The organism is Pseudoalteromonas sp. McH1-7, from assembly GCF_013366255.1.
Lineage (GTDB): Bacteria > Pseudomonadota > Gammaproteobacteria > Enterobacterales > Alteromonadaceae > Pseudoalteromonas > Pseudoalteromonas peptidolytica.
In genome coordinates, this window is the sequence record NZ_JABWPQ010000009.1 from 107280 (window position 1) to 125237 (window position 17958).

Here is a 17958-nt window from a genome sequence, read left to right on the forward strand (position 1 = left end):
TGGATGTAGGTACCAAAGCGATAGCAGGACGCGGTAGCGGAGTTATCGACAAGATTTCCTCGCCTCAAAATAGACCACTTAATTAAGAAAATTGGTATTATCAGCGCTGCATTGATATGCGTGACGCCTAAAACGAAGAAACCGAGCACAAGGCTCGGTTCACTTTCAATCATACATTTGTATGTGGGCTTAGGCAGTAAGTCTCTGTTTGATTAAACCAGACATTTTGCCCATGTCAGCACGACCTTCAGCTTTTGCCTTGATAGCGCCCATAACTTTGCCCATGTCTTGCATACCAGCTGCACCAGTTTGTGCAATCACGGCATCAATTAGCTCAATGATTTCATCTTCACTAAGTGGTTTAGGAAGGAAAGTCTCAAGTACGCTAATTTCAGTAGCTTCGATTTCAGCTAAGTCTTCACGCCCTGCATCTTTGTACTGGGTATAAGAATCGCGACGCTGCTTTACCAATTTAACTAAAACAGCAGTTATTCCTGCATCATCTAGTGTCGTTTGGTTATCGATTTCTCGCTGTTTAATTTCAGCAAGTACCGCACGAATCGCACCAAGACGAAGTTTGTCTTTGGCTTTCATCGCTTCTTTTTGCGCGTCTTTTAGCGTAACTAATAAGCTCATTGATACAAGACCAATACTAATTAGTATAATTTAACGCGACGTGCGTTTTCGCGAGAAAGCTTTTTCATGTGACGCTTAACAGCTGCAGCTTTTTTACGCTTACGCTCAGCAGTTGGCTTCTCATAGTGCTCGCGACGACGAACTTCAGAAAGGATACCTGCTTTTTCACATGAACGTTTGAAACGACGTAGTGCAACGTCAAACGGCTCGTTTTCTCTTACTTTAATTACTGGCATTAAAAATTCACCTACCTAATTAATGAGCTTAGCTCTATCTGGCTAAAAACTAGCCAATTGGTTCAAAAATGGTGCGGTATTGTAATCTGAAGCAAGACCGCATGTAAAGCTTAAATTATAGCTAAACACAGAGTCTCTGTCATGTGACGCTCTGGTCTAGGTTTTTTCGGATAATTTATCGTTGGTAAAGGCGGCAAATCACTTGTCCTGCCTGCTTTTCCTTTTTTATTTTCCAGTTAGAAGGAATATCTGGCTGCGCATCTTGCTCAAACTCAACATAAATTAAAGCTTCTTCACTAAGCCAATGACTTGATTCAAGCAATGCACAGCACGGTGAGACCAAGTTTTTACGAAAAGGGGGGTCGATAAACACCAGATCATATTGCTGTTGTTGCGGATTGTTCGCTAACACCGTCAGTGCATCTTGATTTATAACTTCAACATTACCGAGCTTGAGTAAGGTCGAATTAGCTGTAAGTTGAGTTGCTGCCTTTCTATCAAGTTCAATAAATGTTCCATGGGCTGCAAACCGAGATATTGCTTCAAAGCCTAAGCTTCCTGCACCTGCAAAACAATCCAGCACTTTGGCATCTCTAACATCTTGCATAAGCCAATTAAATACCGTTTCTTTCATTCTGTCGGTGGTTGGACGCAGTCCCTCTACATCATGAACAGGTAATTTACGACCTTTGTGTTTTCCGCTAATTAAGCGAATGAAACCTGATTGCTTAGGATTAGATTTGGGCTTAGATTTTCTCATAGCGACGTAATTTGCTTCTTTATTAAAGGTTCACGGTATCAGGATTTTTCATCCTCACGGAACATGGTACACTTGCTCACAATTTTGTCTAAGCACTAAGGTTGCCAACCTCGGCTTGCCTTTCAAGCTCAAAATTAAGTGTGAATTCAATCCAACTTGCAGCAATAAGTCTAAGCAGGTTGGTATTTTCAAGTATGGTATCAAGATCATCGACACTTTGCTTTGGGTTTATGCAATTTATCTAACACGGTCGTAAGTGAATATGGGAAAAAAAAATAAGTTTTTATCTTGGTTAGGCTTTGGAAAATCCGATAAAGCGCAACAAGAAGCAGAACGTGAGGCACAACTAGCCAAAGAGCAAGCAGAACGTGAAGAGGCTGAACGCCAAGCCCAACAGGCTAAAGAAGCCGCTGAGCGAGCAGAGGCAGAGCGCCAAGCCCAACTAGCCAAAGAAGCAGCTGAGCGTGAAGAGGTAGAGCGCCAAGCACAACTGGCGAAAGAGCAAGCTGAGCGTGCAGAAGCAGAGCGTCAAGCACAACTGGCGAAAGAGCAAGCTGAGCGTGAAGAAGCAGAGCGTCAGGCACAACTAGTGAAAGAACAAGCTGAACGTGCAGAAGCAGAGCGCCAAGCACAACTGGTGAAAGAACAAGCTGAGCGTGCAGAGGCAGAGCGCCAAGCACAACTGGCGAAAGAACAAGCTGAGCGTGAAGAGGCAGAGCGCCAAGCCCAACTAGCCAAAGAAGCAGCTGAGCGTGAAGAGGCAGAGCGCCAAGCCCAACTGGTGAAAGAGCAAGCCGAGCGTGCAGAAGCGGAGCGCCAAGCACAACTGGCGAAAGAGCAAGCTGAGCGTGAAGAAGCAGAGCGTCAGGCACAACTAGTGAAAGAACAAGCTGAGCGTGAAGAAGCAGAGCGCCAAGCACAACTGGCGAAAGAGCAAGCCGAGCGTGCAGAAGCAGAGCGCCAAGCACAACTGGTGAAAGAGCAAGCCGAGCGTGCAGAAGCAGAGCGCCAAGCACAACTGGCTAAAGAAGCTGCCGAACGTGAAGAGGCAGAGCGCCAAGCACAACTGGCTAAAGAAGCCGCTGAGCGAGCAGAAGCAGAGCGCCAAGCGCAACTGGCTAAAGAAGCAGCTGAGCGTGAAGAGGCTGAGCGCCAAGCACAACTGGCTAAAGAAGCAGCCGAGCGTGAAGAGGCAGAGCGCCAAGCACAACTGGCTAAAGAAGCAGCCGAACGTGCAGAAGCAGAGCGTCAGGCACAACTAGCTAAAGAAGCAGCTGAGCGTGCAGAGGCAAAGCGCCAAGCACAACTAGCTAAAGAAGCAGCCGAACGTGCAGAGGCAGAGCGCCAAGCGCAACTAGCTAAAGAAGCAGCTGAGCGTGAAGAGGCAGAGCGCCAAGCACAAGAAAAGCCAAAAAAAGAAGGGTTCTTCTCTCGTCTTAAAAAGGGATTATTAAAAACCAAAGCGAATATTGGCTCAGGTTTCGCTTCAATCTTCAAAGGTAAAAAGATTGATGATGAGTTATTTGAAGACCTTGAAACTCAATTGTTAACGGCTGATATTGGTGTAGAAACCACCATGAAGCTAATCGATAACCTAACAGACGCCGCAGATAGAAAGCAGCTCAAAGATGGTGAAGCGCTGTATGACTTAATGAAAAAGGAAATGTCGGAAATCCTAAAAACGGCTGAACAGCCGCTAGAAATCCCATCCGACAAAAAACCCTATGTTATCTTAATGGTAGGTGTTAACGGCGTTGGTAAAACAACGACAATTGGTAAGCTTGCAAAGCAATTCCAAAGTGAAGGTAAGTCGGTTATGTTAGCTGCGGGTGATACTTTCCGTGCCGCTGCGGTTGAGCAATTACAAGTCTGGGGCGAAAGAAACAGCATTCCAGTGATTGCACAGCACACAGGTGCAGATTCAGCTTCGGTGGTATTTGATGCATTCCAAGCTGCGAAAGCACGAAATGTTGACGTGTTAATAGCTGATACAGCAGGTCGACTCCAGAATAAAGATAATTTGATGCAGGAGCTTGAAAAAATAGCGCGGGTAATGAAGAAATTAGATCCCGATGCACCTCACGAGGTCATGCTTACTATTGATGCTGGAACAGGCCAGAATGCTATTAGTCAGGTTAAGCTATTTAATCAAGCAGTTGGACTGACGGGGATCACATTGACTAAATTGGATGGTACTGCAAAAGGTGGGGTGATTTTCTCTGTAGCAGATCAATTTAAAGTACCAATTCGCTACATTGGTGTTGGTGAGGGAATTGATGATTTACGTACCTTCAAGAGTGATGACTTCATTGAGGCATTATTCAGTCAAGAATAAGTAAAGCGTTCAATAATAAAGCGGGCAAATTTGCCCGCTTTGTCGATTGCCTAATTGCTACCATAGCCAAGGACAGAGCGCCAACGGCAATAATAAGTATAAGAGGCCAGCATGATTAAATTTGAGCAAGTTAGCAAAACTTATCCCGGTGGACATAAAGCACTTGAAAAGGTGAGCTTTGAACTAGCTAATGGAGAGCTTGCATTTTTAACCGGTCACAGTGGAGCTGGTAAAAGTACATTGTTGAAGCTGGTTAGCGTAATGGAAAGACCATCGGCAGGACACGTTTATATAAACGGTGTAGATCTGAACACAGTAACTAACAGGCAAGTTCCTTTTGTACGCAGAGACATCGGGATTATTTTTCAAAACCATCGCCTACTAGAACGTTATAGTGTTTTTGATAATGTCGCTTTGCCATTAGTTATCGAAGGTACACATCATAAACAGATCACCAAACGAGTTCATGCTGCATTAGACAAAGTGGGTTTGCTAGACAAGTTAAGATGTCATCCAAGTGTTCTATCAGGAGGAGAGCAACAAAGGGTAGGGATTGCAAGAGCTATCGTAAATTCGCCGCCGTTACTACTCGCAGATGAACCCACTGGAAACTTAGATCCTGAGTTGTCTATGGAAATCTTGAACCTGTTCGAGGAATTTAACCATCATGGCACCTCAGTATTAATTGCGACCCATGACCTTGGCCTGATCGCCCGAATGAAGTATCGCAGCTTTACACTGAATCAAGGACGCATGTTGCAAGATCCTCTAGCGGAGAATTTATTATGAGCTTGCTGTTTAAAGGCCGTGGAAATCAGATTGAACAAGATAAAAAGTCAATATTTCACCATTTTTACTTTTTTTGCTTAATGATCATTCGTCAAGGGGTGCAAAGCTTAGGTGAAATGTGGCGTACCCCGATGGCTTCTTTGATGACTATTTTGGTGCTTGGGTTAAGCCTAACTTTACCAGCAACCCTTTATGTTGTTGTTAAAAATGTTCAGCAAGTAAGTAGTGGTTTTAAAGAAGCATCAGAAATTTCGCTGTTTGTGAAAGAAGAGATGTCCGAGGCACAAACGCAAACCTTGGTAAAACGGTTAGCACTCTACCCTGAGATAGAAAAAGTCGTGCTGGTAAGTAAAAATCAAGCACTCGAAGAATTTAAAACTATGTCAGGTTTTGGCCAAGCACTTAATTATTTAGATGAAAATCCGTTACCCGATGTTGTTTTAGTGACACCAGTAAGTCGATATCGAAAGCCGCAAGCCGCAGCTGAGCTTTTGTCCAAGCTGGAAAAAGAACGTGAAGTTGACTTTGGTAAGCTCGATATTGAATGGCTTGAGCGACTTAATGCGCTACTAGGACTGCTAAAAGAAAGTGTTATTACTGTAGGTTTCCTGTTACTTAGTGCAGTTATCTTAATTATTGGTAATACGATACGATTATCCATTATGGATAAAAAAGAAGAAATACAAGTATTAAAGCTCGTTGGCGCAACCAATGCGTTTATTCAGGCGCCGTTTCTTTGGACTGGTGTATGGTATGGCATAGTCGGTGGGCTAGTTGCTTTTATATGTGTCGCCCTTATGCTGTGGTGGTTAGAGTCTGCTGTTTCAGCGGTGGTGGGCGTATATCAAAGTAGCTTCGTATTGCAAGGCCTGGTAGGTAACGAACTTTTAGTATTACTTGGCACTGCAGTCACACTAGGGTTTATTGGCTCTTTTCTTTCTGTACAGCGTTATATTAAAGAAATAGAGCCGGATAAGGTCTAATACTAATGTAGCCAAATTTTTGCCTTGCCTACGTGAATGTAGGTACTTTGGCAATAGCAGGAGGCGGAAGCGGTGTTATCGACAAAGTTTTCTCGCCTCAAAATAGCAAGCTTAATTTAGATAATTGGTATAACCAGCTGCTAGAGAGGCATTTACAACCTGAAGCTCAGGTTAGTTAACGCGCTAAACGTAAAAAGATGATGAGTTTAGCGTTGTCATAAAAAAATAATATCGTTGATATTTATCAATCATTGTTTTTATTTTTCTTTTAATTCATATGGTTATTCTCTATTTTTGATGAAGGTATAAAAAGGTTGATTTTATACCATAGATAAAGTAGATTGCATTTAGCACTCTAGATGTTAGAGTGCTAAACATACACGAACGGTTTATCACTGAGGTGAAAAATGACTAAAGATTTATACGCACTAGCACTAACTGGGCAACAAAGCGCGAGCGTTGAAGGTTACCTTCAATCGGTTAGCACAATACCTATGCTTGGCGCTGAGGAAGAGAAAGAACTTGCGACACGCCTTCAGGAGGAAGGGGATCTTAACGCGGCTAAGCAACTGATCATGTCTCATTTGAGATTTGTTGCACATATTGCGAAAAGTTATTCAGGCTACGGTTTACCTCAAGCAGACTTAATCCAAGAAGGTAACATCGGATTAATGAAAGCGGTAAAACGATTTGACCCAAGTGTAGGTGTGCGACTAGTTTCTTTTGCAGTGCATTGGATTAAAGCTGAAATTCATGAATATGTACTAAAAAACTGGCGTATTGTAAAAGTTGCGACTACCAAAGCGCAGCGTAAATTATTTTTTAACCTACGCAAAAATAAAAAGCGTTTAGGTTGGTTTAACCAAGATGAAGTGACGACAGTTGCTAATGAGCTTGGTGTAAGTGAGAAGGAAGTGCGTGAAATGGAATCACGCATGGCTGGCCAAGATATGGGCTTTGACTTGTCCGCTGATGAAGATGAAGGGCAGACAAGCAGCTTTTCACCAGTGCAATACCTAACTGATACCAGCAGTGATCTTGCTGAAGAGGTTGAGCAAGAGCAATGGCAAGAGCAATCACATAACCGCTTATTTGCGGCGCTGAAAACGCTTGATGAGCGTTCTCAAGACATTGTTAGTGCGCGTTGGCTTGCTGATGAAAAGGCAACTCTACAAGAGCTTGCTGAGAAATATAATGTCTCAGCAGAGCGTGTGCGCCAGTTAGAGAAATCAGCAATGAAAAAGTTGCAAAGTGCCATGAGCTAATTATTTGCAACTTATGATAAATCGTGTGTGAAATGCCGCTGTCCTAGCGGCATTTTATTTTTAATTTTAAATCAATGCTTTAACTGGCATATTCTCTCAAGCTTCTCGCATTCTTTAAACTATCACTTCTTTGAGCTTACAAGTGTTCGCTAATTTTACTATAATGCGCCAGATTTTAGTTCTGGAGTGGTTAAATTGATTGCCATTATACGAATTCTTCTATTAGCAATATTTATCATTACTAGCGGTATTGTAGGATTGCTATTGTGTATTGTACGCCCATTTCATGCCAACAATGTCCATACAATTGCAAGGTGGTATGGCTACATGTCTCGATTTATTGGGGTTGAACTGGTTATAACAAGGCATAAAAAAGCCAAAGATGTAGTGCCTGCAATGTACATCGCAAATCATCAAAATAACTATGATTTGTTTACTTTACCTGCCATTGTGCCTCAAAACACGGTGAGCATGGGCAAAAAAAGCTTAAAGTGGATCCCTTTCTTTGGCCAAATGTATTGGTTATCAGGCAATATTTTAATTGATAGAAGTAATCGCTCAAAGGCGCTTGGGACTCTTTCAAAGTCAGCTAAAAAGATCACTGAATCTAAGCTATCTGTTTGGATGTTTCCTGAAGGGACGAGAAGTTATGGACGAGGGTTGTTACCATTTAAGACAGGCGCTTTTCATACTGCAATAAGCGCCAATGTGCCGATTATCCCAGTATGTATGAGCTCTACACACGAACAAATAAAGTTAAACCGTTGGAACAACGGGAAAGTATATATAGATATGCTTGAGCCTGAGTATTTAGACCCAGAAATTCCTGCAAGGGATCATGCGGTACGGATCCATGCTAAAATGGCACAAAGAATAGCTGAACTAGATGCAAAAGCGAGATTGAAATAATGGAAAACTGGCGTGAAATAAGTGAAGACATCGTTTCTTCATTGCTAGAAGATGGCTCAAACCCTGAGACTTTATACGAGGTTGAACATCATTTTGTATGTGAAGACTTCGACAAACTAGAAGCTGCAGCATTAGCTGCGTTTAAGCTTGGTTATGATGTTGAAGAGCCTGCTGAGCTTGAGCTAGAAGACGGTGGTAAAATTTGGGGCTTTGATGTTGTTGTAGAAGCTGAGCTTGACACTGATGTAATTATGGAAGATGTGGAAAAGCTTGAAAAGGTTGCAATGGATACAGGTGTTGAATATGACGGTTGGGGAACTTATTTCCAAGAGTAGTCACTGCCTCTAGCCCTGCTTGCAGGGCTTTTCACCCGTCTGATTATGTTATTGTCTCTTTGTACAAAACCTGCTCACATTGATTTTCTTAATGCTTGCAATTTATCCATACATTAGTGTGAATTTATTCTGAATTGATGGTGTTTTATCTAATTCAATGGTATTAATATTGATTGGCTAACTCGCAGTGTAAATGATCCATGCAGATTATTCTCCCTATTGAAGATCTTAAACCCGGTATGTTTGTAGATAGTGTTCACAAGCATAGATCTGACGCGGGTATTAAGATTAAATCGCGGGGAATGGTTAGAGATGAATCGATCATTCAAAAGCTCATAGACAAGGGGGTACTTGAGCTAACGATAGACTTTACACAAAGTGATATTCCCATACCGCAAAAGTATCAAAAACCACAAGAGCCAGCCCCTCAAACAACTGAAGATGAACCCGAGACGAAGCCCAAGCAGGGAATTGAGGGCAATTTATCGACAGCGCGTAGCAAGCCCAAAAGTAAGCGAAAAGTACAAACTAAAGAGCAAACATTACAGCAAGAATTTGCTGTTGCAATGCAGAAGTTTGAAAACAACAATCGTAAGATCCAAAGCTTGTATGGTGATGTTACCTCAGGCTTGAAAGTTGACATGACGCTAATTAACGAAGTGAGCAAAGATATTGTCGCCTCGGTGCTACGTAACACGAATGCTATGGCGATCTTAACTCGGATCAAAGACAAAGATGGCTATAACTGGCGTCATATGACTAACTGTGCCATTTTGATCACGGTATTTGGAAAACACCTAGGCTTACAGCCCCATATTATTGAACAGTTAGCCACAGGAGCGATGTTGCATGATATTGGTCATGCGAAGTTGCCACAAGGGTTAATTAATAAACCAGGTCACTTTACAGAGCTTGAGTACAAGGCGGTGAAAAAACACGTCGCACAGTCGTTAGGACTCAGTAAAGGGGAAGCTGGGATAACCCCTATCATGCTAGATATGATTATAAATCATCACGAGCGGTTAGACGGTACTGGGTATCCTCGCGGAATTAAGGGGGATGCACTGAGTACTGCGGCGAGGATGATGGCGATTGTTGATGTATACGATGCTATTACCTCGGATCAGTATCACAAAGAAGCTGATGAACCGATTAACGCACTGCGCTTTTTGTTATCAAGTAAAGCACAATTTGATCCTATCCTTGTACAACGTTTTATAAAGTGTATGGGGGTGCATCCCGTAGGTACTATTGTAAAGCTAACAAACGAACGTTTGGGGCTGGTGCTTGAAGGGAATAAACATGCGCCAACCGCACCCTTGGTTCGGGTATTTTATAATACCAAGCACTTGCATCATGTGACCGCCAAAGATGTAGATCTAAGTGGGTCTGATATTAAAGTGATTGCCAGTGTGCGGCCATTAGATTACCAAATCAATCTTTCTCGTTTGTTAAGAGATCAACTGCTTATTTAACCAAAGTTCAGGTTTTTTAGGGTTTTGAGTGTGCAGCGGGAGAAAAGGCATTTTTACAACGTCGTTTAAGGTTCTGCCACCTTGCTGAAAGTAACGCCCCTGTCATACAACTTGCCATCATCAGGATCCACAACAAAGTTCCCTTTTCCGAATGTAATGCTGAGCAACTGAGTAGCAAAGAAAGTAACGCCGCAACAATCGAGCCTAGCCAGAATTGGCTCACAGGATTATCGCACTCTCCAGCATGGCGACAAGCACAATAGTTTGCTTTACAAAGACAATAAACACTAATACCACAAAATGCTAAAGCGAAAAGTAGTAATGCTATTGACATGATGTTCTCCTTGCTAGGGTAGGCATTCAAAAAGGAATTCACACTTAGACCCAAGAGTTTATATAAGAGTCGCAAAGTCGTCAATGATATTAATAACTATTATCATTTGTGCGGTTTTGCTCATCCGATGAGTATGTAAAGTGCGTAATTTGTACGTTAAATGTTCACTTAATCTCCAAAAAGTCGCAAAAAAGGAGATTTCTAGTCAGCTTTTAGGTAGGGTGTCTGGAATTTAATATTCAACCTATTTGTAAAGTGACAATAGCTAAGTGTCTGAGCTCACTCAATGAGCTGGTGTAACTCAGCTAGATGTTCATAAAGCGTAGTTTTTTAGTCATTGGCATGTCAGTGATAATTACACAGGGGATCAGAGAATGAACAAAGTATTATTAGGTCTTATAGCCTCGGGTGCGATTTTATCGTCTTCGCAGGCATTAGCAGCTGCTTTTCAGCTAGCTGAGCAAAATGTATCTGGACTTGGCCGTGCTTATGCCGGTGAGGCTTCTGTGGCTGATGATGCCTCAGTTGTTGCCCGTAACCCAGCGCTAATGGGGCAGTTATCTGGTACTCAGCTTTCTGTGGCGGCTATGTACGTACAGCCTGATGTAAGCCTAACAGGGACGAGTACAAACAATGGTGTTCCAGCTGTAGCACTAAATGACAATAGCATCGCACCAAGCGCAGTTATTCCAGCGGTTTATGCCACTCACAAGTATAACGACAAGTGGTCCATCGGTGCAGGTGTATACTCGCAGTTTGGCTTAGCGACAGAGTTTGATGAAGATTATGTTGCCGGTCAAATCGCCGGTGAAACTGAAATTGTGACTGTGAATGCCGGTATTTCAGCTTCATATCAGGTAGACGAGCAGTGGAGTGTTGCATTAGGTGTGAATCATGTCTATGCCGATGCAAAAATTATCCGTAACTTAGGTGCGAATAACTTAGGTCAACCGGCAAGCCTTGAAGCGGTACATCTTGAAGGCGACGATACAGGCTTTGGTTGGAACGTAGGTGTTGCTTATCAAATCGATGAAAACAACCGTCTTGGTTTCCACTACCGTAGCGAAACAGACATCACTTTTGATGGTCACTTCCGCAGCGCGTTACCAGTAACCTTGGGTGGAACGAGTAATGCGTCTGTTCCAGGCTATGTCGATATCACACTACCTGCAATCGCTGAAATTTCTGGTTCACATAAGTTAAATGCGGCAACCTCTGTACACTACAGCGTATTGTGGACAGGATGGAGCAGCTTTGATGAGCTACAAGCTATCATCGGTACTTCTAAATCAGCATTCACAAAAGAAGAAAACTTCTCGAACTCGCTACGTTTTGCATTTGGTGCAGATTACCAGCTAAATGACTATGTTAAGTTACGTGCGGGTATGGCTTATGATGAGTCGCCAGCGGATGAAAACTTATTGTCGATTTCAATCCCAGATACAGACCGTACTTGGTACTCTTTTGGTGCTGAATACACGTTACCAAATCAAGCAACTCTTGACTTCGGCATTAGCTTGCTAAGAGGTAAGACACAGAACTTTATCGAGACTGACAAAGCACAAAGCCAGTGGGGCTTCCGCTCAAAAGGTCATGCGATGGTATTTGGTCTTCAGTATAACCACACGTTCTAATCGCAACATTATTTTAGAACACAAAAAAGCGGCTCGTTGGCCGCTTTTTTATTAATTAAAGCATGGACTTAAGTTGGTATAGTAAAGCATGTGCTTGCTTCGGTGTCATCTCATCTGGATCGGTATCTGCGAGCAGTGCCTCTACCTCTGACGGTTCGTTGGCCAACATGAGATTTTGTTGTATTGGTGCTTGTGTGGTACTTGTTTGTTCACCAACCACACTTTGATGCTGCTCCAATAAAGCGAGTTTTTGCTTAGCCATTTTGATCACCGCTTTTGGCACCCCAGCAAGGCTCGCAACTTGTAAACCAAAGCTCTTACTTGCTGCACCTTCCATGACGGTATGTTTGAAGGCGATAGTATCATTATGTTCAATGGCATCAAGATGCACATTGACCAGACCTGCTTGTTGCTCTGCCAGTTCAGTAAGTTCGAAATAGTGAGTGGCAAAAAGTGTTTTGGCTGCTATTTTGCTTGCAAGATAATCTGCTGTGGCATAGGCCAAAGATAAACCGTCATAAGTACTGGTGCCACGACCTATTTCATCCATCAATACTAATGACTGTGCAGTAGCATTATTCAAAATGGTGGCCGTTTCAGTCATTTCAACCATAAAGGTTGAGCGCCCTGAAGCAAGATCATCGCTGGCTCCAATTCGAGTAAAGATACGGTCGACCAAACCGATAGTGGCAGCACTTGCAGGTACATAGCTACCTATATGCGCCATCAACACAATCAGTGCAGTTTGACGCATGTAAGTCGATTTACCTCCCATATTGGGCCCGGTGATAATGAGCATTTTACGCTCATCATTTAACTTAACTGGGTTGGCAATAAAGGGCTCTTTACTAACCTGTTCAACAACAGGGTGGCGGCCATCGAGCAAGTCGATTTCTGTTCCTTCGGTTAGAGTCGGCTTGCAATAATCGAGTGTTTGCGCACGTTCTGCTAAGGTATTTAACACATCTAAATCTGCAAGTGCTGCGGCCATTACTTGTAACTGCTCAATGTATGGCGCAATCAGTTCAAACAATTCTTCATAAAGACGCTTCTCAAGCGCAAGTGCTTTTGACTGGCTACCAAGTACTTTGTCTTCATGTTCTTTCAATTCAGGAATAATGTAGCGCTCATTATTCTTCAGCGTTTGTCTGCGAATGTATTCTGCTGGTACTAAATGTGAATTGGCACGGCTGATCTCAATGTAAAAGCCATGGACTCGGTTGTAGCCAATTTTGAGCGTTGATATTCCTGTGCGTTCACGCTCACGCTCTTCGAGCTTTTCTAACACATCGGTTGCTCCTGCGCTCAGTGCGCGGAGCTCATCTAATTCTGCGTGGTAGCCTTCTGCGATTACACCACCATCACGGATCAGTACGGGGGGGTTATCAATAACGGCACGTTCTAATAAATCCTGTAATTTAGGCAATACCGGTGACTGGTTAATAATGGATTGAATACGGGGATCTTTAGCATCATGTAAAATATCGTGCAGAGGTGGCAGCGCTTGCAGTGCATTTCTCAGTCTGGTTAGATCTCTTGGTCGGGCAGTATAGAGTGCAAGGCGAGCAACAACTCGCTCTATATCACCAATTTGCTTCAGTGCATCATAGACTTCCATACATAGCTGCTGTTCTATCAGGCAGGCGATGGCATTCAGGCGAGAATGTAGTTCTTGGCGCTGACGCACTGGGGTGTGGATCCGACGTTTTAATAGTCGCGAGCCCATTGCTGTTGAGGACTTATCTAATATCTGGGCAAGGGTATTTTCAACTCCACCAGATAAATTGACCGTCAACTCTAAGTTTTTACGTGTTGCAGCATCTAAGATCACTGCATGCTCATTTTTTTCGAGCGTAATGGCTCGAATATGGGGGAGTGCTGTGCGCTGTGTATCTTTTACATACTGCATGACGCAGCCCGCTGCGATAAGCCCCATTTCTGCTTTTTCAACACCAAAACCAACTAAGTCGCGTGTTTCGAATTGTTGGCAAAGTAAATGTCTAGCAGTATCTAAATCAAACTCCCAATCAGGGCGGCGGCGGCTACCTTTTATAGATTCAAGCACTAAAAGATTTTGAAACGATTCTGGATACAGCAACTCCGCAGGTTGTAGACGCTGTAGTGTTGAACTCAATGCTTCATCCGTTTTTAGCTCAACAATGTTAAAGCTACCCGAGTTTATATCTAAATAAGCGACGCCATAGCCTAATTGTTTTGGATGTTGATAGACCGCGGCTAACAAATTATCTTGGCGTTCTTGCAGTAGAGCTTCGTCTGTTACTGTTCCTGGTGTAACAATACGCACGACTTTTCGCTCAACAGGGCCTTTACTTGTCGCAGGATCGCCTACTTGCTCGCAGATAGCTACTGATTCACCAAGCTGTACCAAGCGTGCTAGATAATTTTCTACCGCATGATAAGGAACGCCAGCCATAGGAATTGGGTTGCCACCGGCTTTACCACGATATGTTTGTGAAATATCTAAAAGCTGTGCTGCTCTAATGGCATCGTCAAAAAAGAGTTCGTAAAAGTCTCCCATGCGATAGAACAGCAAAATTTCTTGATGCTGAGCTTTTATTCTCAGGTATTGCTGCATCATTGGGGTTTGTTGGTTTATAGTGTGTTCTGAATAAAGATCTGACGACATTGTTGATACCTAAAAGGTTTTCCTATGGAGCACTACAAAGAGATAGCCGAATTTGCGGCACAATTGGGCGCTATTCTAACGAATAAAGGCGTAACAATCACTACCGCAGAATCATGTACTGGTGGTGGGGTAAGTTACGCATTAACAGATACCCCCGGGAGTTCTGCTTATATTGAACGATGTTTTGTTACTTATAGTAATCAAGCTAAACATGAATTATTAGGTGTCTCACAACAGACACTAGATCAATATGGTGCCGTGAGTGAACAAACCGTGTTAGAAATGGCGCAAGGTGCTCAGCGCGCTGCGAATGCCCAAGTTGCTATTGCGGTATCAGGCATTGCAGGACCATCGGGTGGCAGTGTTGATAAACCCGTTGGCACCGTGTGGTTTGCCGTTGCAAATGCGACACAGGTACTTGCTTTTCATCAAATTTTTGCTGGTGATAGAGCAAGTGTTAGGTTGCAAGCCATTGAATTTGCTTTGAAAAAGACCATGATGATAGTAAATTCATAAAATTATACTTGATACTGTAATTTCATACAGTATACTAGGTGTCATTAGGCTGAATTGGAGAAGCAAATGAACGATAACAAGCAAAAAGCACTAGACGCAGCACTATCACAAATTGAGCGTCAGTTTGGTAAAGGCTCAATTATGAAGCTAGGTGAGAACAAGGCACTGGATATTGAAGCCATCTCAACTGGTTCACTAGGTCTAGATATTGCGCTTGGTATTGGTGGCTTACCAACAGGTCGTATTGTTGAAATCTATGGTCCAGAATCATCAGGTAAAACAACGCTCACATTACAAGCGATTGCCGAAGCGCAAAAGCTAGGTAAAACCTGTGCTTTCGTTGATGCGGAACATGCACTTGACCCAATTTATGCAGAAAAGCTTGGTGTAAATGTTGATGAGCTTTTAGTGTCGCAGCCAGATACTGGTGAACAAGCGCTTGAAATCTGTGACATGCTAGTACGCTCTGGTGCAGTTGATGTGGTTATTGTTGACTCAGTAGCGGCGCTAACACCAAAAGCAGAAATTGAAGGTGACATGGGTGACTCGCACGTAGGTCTGCAAGCTCGTCTGATGTCTCAGGCGCTGCGTAAGCTTACAGCTAACATCAAGCGTTCAAACACACTATGTGTTTTCATTAACCAAATTCGTATGAAAATTGGTGTAATGTTTGGTAACCCAGAGACAACAACAGGTGGTAACGCACTTAAGTTTTACGCTTCAGTTCGTTTAGATATTCGTCGTATTGGTTCGGTAAAAGAAGGTGACGAAGTCGTTGGTAACGAAACACGTGTTAAAGTTGTTAAGAACAAAGTGGCACCACCATTTAAACAAGCTGAGTTTATCATCATGTATGGTGAAGGTACCTCTAAACAAGGTGAGCTGATCGACCTTGGGGTTAAACATAAGCTCGTTGATAAAGCAGGTGCATGGTTTAGCTACAAGGGCAATAAGATTGGTCAAGGTAAAGCTAACTCAATTAAGTTCTTAAAAGAAAACGTTGAGATTGCCAATGAAATTGAAGGCAAGCTGAGAGAAATGCTACTAGCACAAGCTACCATTCCTGAAGATGCAGAAGGCAAAGATCTTGCAGAAGCTGAGGACGATTTAGAGCTATAACCTAATTAGCCAATAGCAACATGTGCTTATTGGCTGTAGTGACTATGGTAGGAAAGCCCGACATCAGATGTCGGGCTTTTTGCGTTTTACGATAAGTTTACTTTTGATAACAAGGAGATAGTTATCGATTAATTCGAATGGATTACGAATTTTGATATAAAAATTTATTAGCCATCTTTACTTGTGCCTATTCAGCCGCCTTTTCAATGAGTTATATTCTTTAGAGAGACATGAGAAATAATGAATATCAATGAAAGCAGAAAAATTAGGCAAATTGGGATGATCTCAACTATGGTTTTCTGGTAAAATCTGCGCCTAATTTTTTCTAAGTGAATTTGCAATGGGTAAAAACGTCGTTGTATTGGGCACCCAGTGGGGTGACGAAGGTAAAGGTAAAGTAGTTGACCTACTTACAGATAAGGCTTCTTTAGTTGTTCGCTATCAGGGCGGGCACAACGCGGGCCACACACTAGTAATTAACGGTGAAAAAACAGTATTACACTTGATCCCATCGGGTGTTTTACGTGAAGACGTTAAATGTGTGATTGGTAACGGTGTGGTACTTGCACCAGACGCATTAATGAAAGAAATCCATATGCTTGAAGAGCGTGGTGTTCCTGTACGCGAGCGTCTATTGATCAGCGAAGCGTGTCCTTTAATCTTGCCTTACCACGTTGCACTAGACCAAGCGCGTGAACTTGCACGTGGTGAAAAAGCCATTGGTACAACCGGTCGTGGTATCGGTCCTGCATACGAAGATAAAGTTGCACGTCGCGGCCTACGTGTTGGTGACCTTTTCAACCCAGAGCAATTTGCAGCAAAACTAAAAGAAGTACTAGAGTTCCATAACTTTGCTTTGGTCAATTACTACAAAGTAGATCCAGTTGACTTCCAGAAGACATATGATGATGCAATGGAAGTTGCAAAAGTACTTAAGTCAATGATTGTTGACGTTACTGAACTACTTGATCAAGCACGCAACGCCGGCGACCATATTCTATTTGAAGGTGCGCAAGGTACATTGCTAGATATCGACCATGGTACTTATCCGTATGTAACCTCTTCAAATACGACAGCTGGTGGCGTTGCAACTGGTGCGGGTTTCGGTCCTCTACACTTAGATTACGTTTTAGGTATTGTTAAAGCCTACACAACTCGTGTTGGTTCAGGTCCTTTCCCTACAGAGCTTTACGACGGCCAAGACAAGCAAGACCCAGTTGGCAAACATCTAGGCGAGAAAGGCAACGAGTTTGGTGCAACAACTGGTCGTCTCCGTCGTACAGGCTGGTTTGATGCAGTAGCAATGCGTCGTGCTGTGCAAATTAACAGCATCAGCGGATTCTGCTTAACTAAACTAGATGTGCTTGATGGTTTAGAAAAAGTAAAAATCTGTACAGGTTACCAGCTTGAAGATGGCACGGTGACTAACGTGACACCTCTTGCCGCAGAAGGCTATGAAAAAGTAACACCTGTATATGAAGAAATGCCAGGTTGGAGTGAAAACACTTTTGGTGCAACTTCTGTTGAGCAGCTACCTGAAGCTGCTATCAACTACATCAAACGCTTAGAAGAAATTACAGGCGTTCCTATTGATATTATTTCAACTGGTCCTGACCGTGTTGAAACCATGATTGTACGTAACCCGTTTACTGAATAATCTGCTATCAATCTAAAAAAGCTGCAAATGCAGCTTTTTTTGTGTCTATTTTCCTACAAGTTTTCCTACTCCTGCCGATATTAAGGTTAGTATGTATGCTGGCTGCTGGGCTACTATTCATTAAATTGCTTTTGCGGTGATAAAGTTATCTCTACAGCCTGCTATAGTTATTATCAATAAGGTTTAACACTTGCTCAGTTTGAAGGCGTAAATCTAACGTTAGCTGTATTAAATTTTTTGTTTAGCGCAACTAATACCAATTTGACTTAATACTTGCTCAATTTGAAGGAGTAAGTCTGACGCTAACAGCGTTAAAAATTTCTTATTT

The 17958-nt window shown here is 42.7% G+C and carries 16 protein-coding genes; 11 read left to right on the forward strand and 5 right to left on the reverse strand.

From position 1 onward, the window contains the following. Window positions 1-189: 189 nt before the first annotated feature. From HUZ36_RS08440 to rsmD, 3 genes are all read right to left on the reverse strand, one after another. Complete coding sequence (locus HUZ36_RS08440) at window positions 190-636, reverse strand: GatB/YqeY domain-containing protein (RefSeq protein ID WP_125252104.1); 447 nt, start codon at window positions 634-636, stop codon at window positions 190-192. Between the two features lie 20 nt (window positions 637-656). Continuing rightward, entirely contained in the window at window positions 657-872 is a 216-nt protein-coding gene (gene rpsU, locus HUZ36_RS08445) for a 30S ribosomal protein S21 (protein ID WP_010362466.1), read from the reverse strand. A 175-nt stretch (window positions 873-1047) separates the two neighbouring features. Next, a complete protein-coding gene (gene rsmD, locus HUZ36_RS08450; RefSeq protein WP_125252103.1) occupies window positions 1048-1632 on the reverse strand; it encodes a 16S rRNA (guanine(966)-N(2))-methyltransferase RsmD in 585 nt (194 codons plus the stop codon). Window positions 1633-1894: 262 nt separating this feature from the next. Here rsmD and ftsY point away from each other — a divergent pair, with 262 nt between their 5' ends. The 7 genes from ftsY to HUZ36_RS08485 all read left to right on the forward strand — a co-directional run bounded on the left by ftsY (window position 1895) and on the right by HUZ36_RS08485 (window position 9723). Beyond that, on the forward strand, window positions 1895-3967 hold the full coding sequence (gene ftsY, locus HUZ36_RS08455) for a signal recognition particle-docking protein FtsY (protein WP_176032579.1): 2073 nt from the start codon (window positions 1895-1897) through the stop codon (window positions 3965-3967). A gap of 111 nt (window positions 3968-4078) precedes the next feature. Further along, entirely contained in the window at window positions 4079-4756 is a 678-nt protein-coding gene (gene ftsE, locus HUZ36_RS08460; RefSeq protein ID WP_125252101.1) for a cell division ATP-binding protein FtsE, read from the forward strand. Beyond that, entirely contained in the window at window positions 4753-5739 is a 987-nt protein-coding gene (gene ftsX / locus HUZ36_RS08465) for a permease-like cell division protein FtsX (protein WP_128731627.1), read from the forward strand. The genes ftsE and ftsX overlap by 4 nt, the downstream gene beginning before the upstream one ends. Before the next feature lie 407 nt (window positions 5740-6146). Continuing rightward, window positions 6147-7004 carry an RNA polymerase sigma factor RpoH gene (gene rpoH, locus HUZ36_RS08470; RefSeq protein WP_125252099.1) on the forward strand — a complete coding sequence of 286 codons (858 nt, stop codon included), beginning with the start codon at window positions 6147-6149 and terminating at the stop codon, window positions 7002-7004. Window positions 7005-7199: 195 nt separating this feature from the next. Continuing rightward, window positions 7200-7913, forward strand: a complete 714-nt coding sequence (locus HUZ36_RS08475; RefSeq protein ID WP_176032580.1) for a 1-acylglycerol-3-phosphate O-acyltransferase — start codon at window positions 7200-7202, stop codon at window positions 7911-7913. Beyond that, window positions 7913-8248, forward strand: coding sequence for a ribonuclease E inhibitor RraB (gene rraB, locus HUZ36_RS08480; protein ID WP_125252097.1), 336 nt, complete (start codon window positions 7913-7915; stop codon window positions 8246-8248). The genes HUZ36_RS08475 and rraB overlap by 1 nt, the downstream gene beginning before the upstream one ends. Before the next feature lie 200 nt (window positions 8249-8448). Beyond that, entirely contained in the window at window positions 8449-9723 is a 1275-nt protein-coding gene (locus HUZ36_RS08485) for an HD-GYP domain-containing protein (RefSeq protein ID WP_125252096.1), read from the forward strand. A gap of 16 nt (window positions 9724-9739) precedes the next feature. Here the strand turns inward: HUZ36_RS08485 and HUZ36_RS08490 are convergent, their stop codons facing one another. Then, window positions 9740-10057 (reverse strand): hypothetical protein, encoded by a 318-nt coding sequence (locus tag HUZ36_RS08490; RefSeq protein WP_125252095.1) that lies wholly within the window; start codon window positions 10055-10057, stop codon window positions 9740-9742. A 374-nt stretch (window positions 10058-10431) separates the two neighbouring features. On the opposite strand from HUZ36_RS08490, the gene HUZ36_RS08495 reads away from it, so the two are divergent. Next, complete coding sequence (locus HUZ36_RS08495; protein ID WP_128731628.1) at window positions 10432-11691, forward strand: outer membrane protein transport protein; 1260 nt, start codon at window positions 10432-10434, stop codon at window positions 11689-11691. 55 nt (window positions 11692-11746) lie between these two features. On the opposite strand, the gene mutS is transcribed toward HUZ36_RS08495, so the two are convergent. Beyond that, complete coding sequence (gene mutS / locus HUZ36_RS08500) at window positions 11747-14338, reverse strand: DNA mismatch repair protein MutS (protein WP_125252093.1); 2592 nt, start codon at window positions 14336-14338, stop codon at window positions 11747-11749. 24 nt (window positions 14339-14362) lie between these two features. Here mutS and HUZ36_RS08505 point away from each other — a divergent pair, with 24 nt between their 5' ends. The 3 genes from HUZ36_RS08505 to HUZ36_RS08515 all read left to right on the forward strand — a co-directional run bounded on the left by HUZ36_RS08505 (window position 14363) and on the right by HUZ36_RS08515 (window position 17630). After that, window positions 14363-14854, forward strand: coding sequence for a CinA family protein (locus tag HUZ36_RS08505; protein ID WP_128731630.1), 492 nt, complete (start codon window positions 14363-14365; stop codon window positions 14852-14854). Window positions 14855-14920: 66 nt separating this feature from the next. Beyond that, the gene (recA, locus tag HUZ36_RS08510) at window positions 14921-15973 is read left to right on the forward strand and encodes a recombinase RecA (protein WP_128731631.1); all 1053 of its coding nucleotides are present in this window, start codon (window positions 14921-14923) and stop codon (window positions 15971-15973) included. Window positions 15974-16313: 340 nt separating this feature from the next. Then, window positions 16314-17630 (forward strand): adenylosuccinate synthase, encoded by a 1317-nt coding sequence (locus HUZ36_RS08515; protein ID WP_176032581.1) that lies wholly within the window; start codon window positions 16314-16316, stop codon window positions 17628-17630. Window positions 17631-17958: the final 328 nt, after the last annotated feature.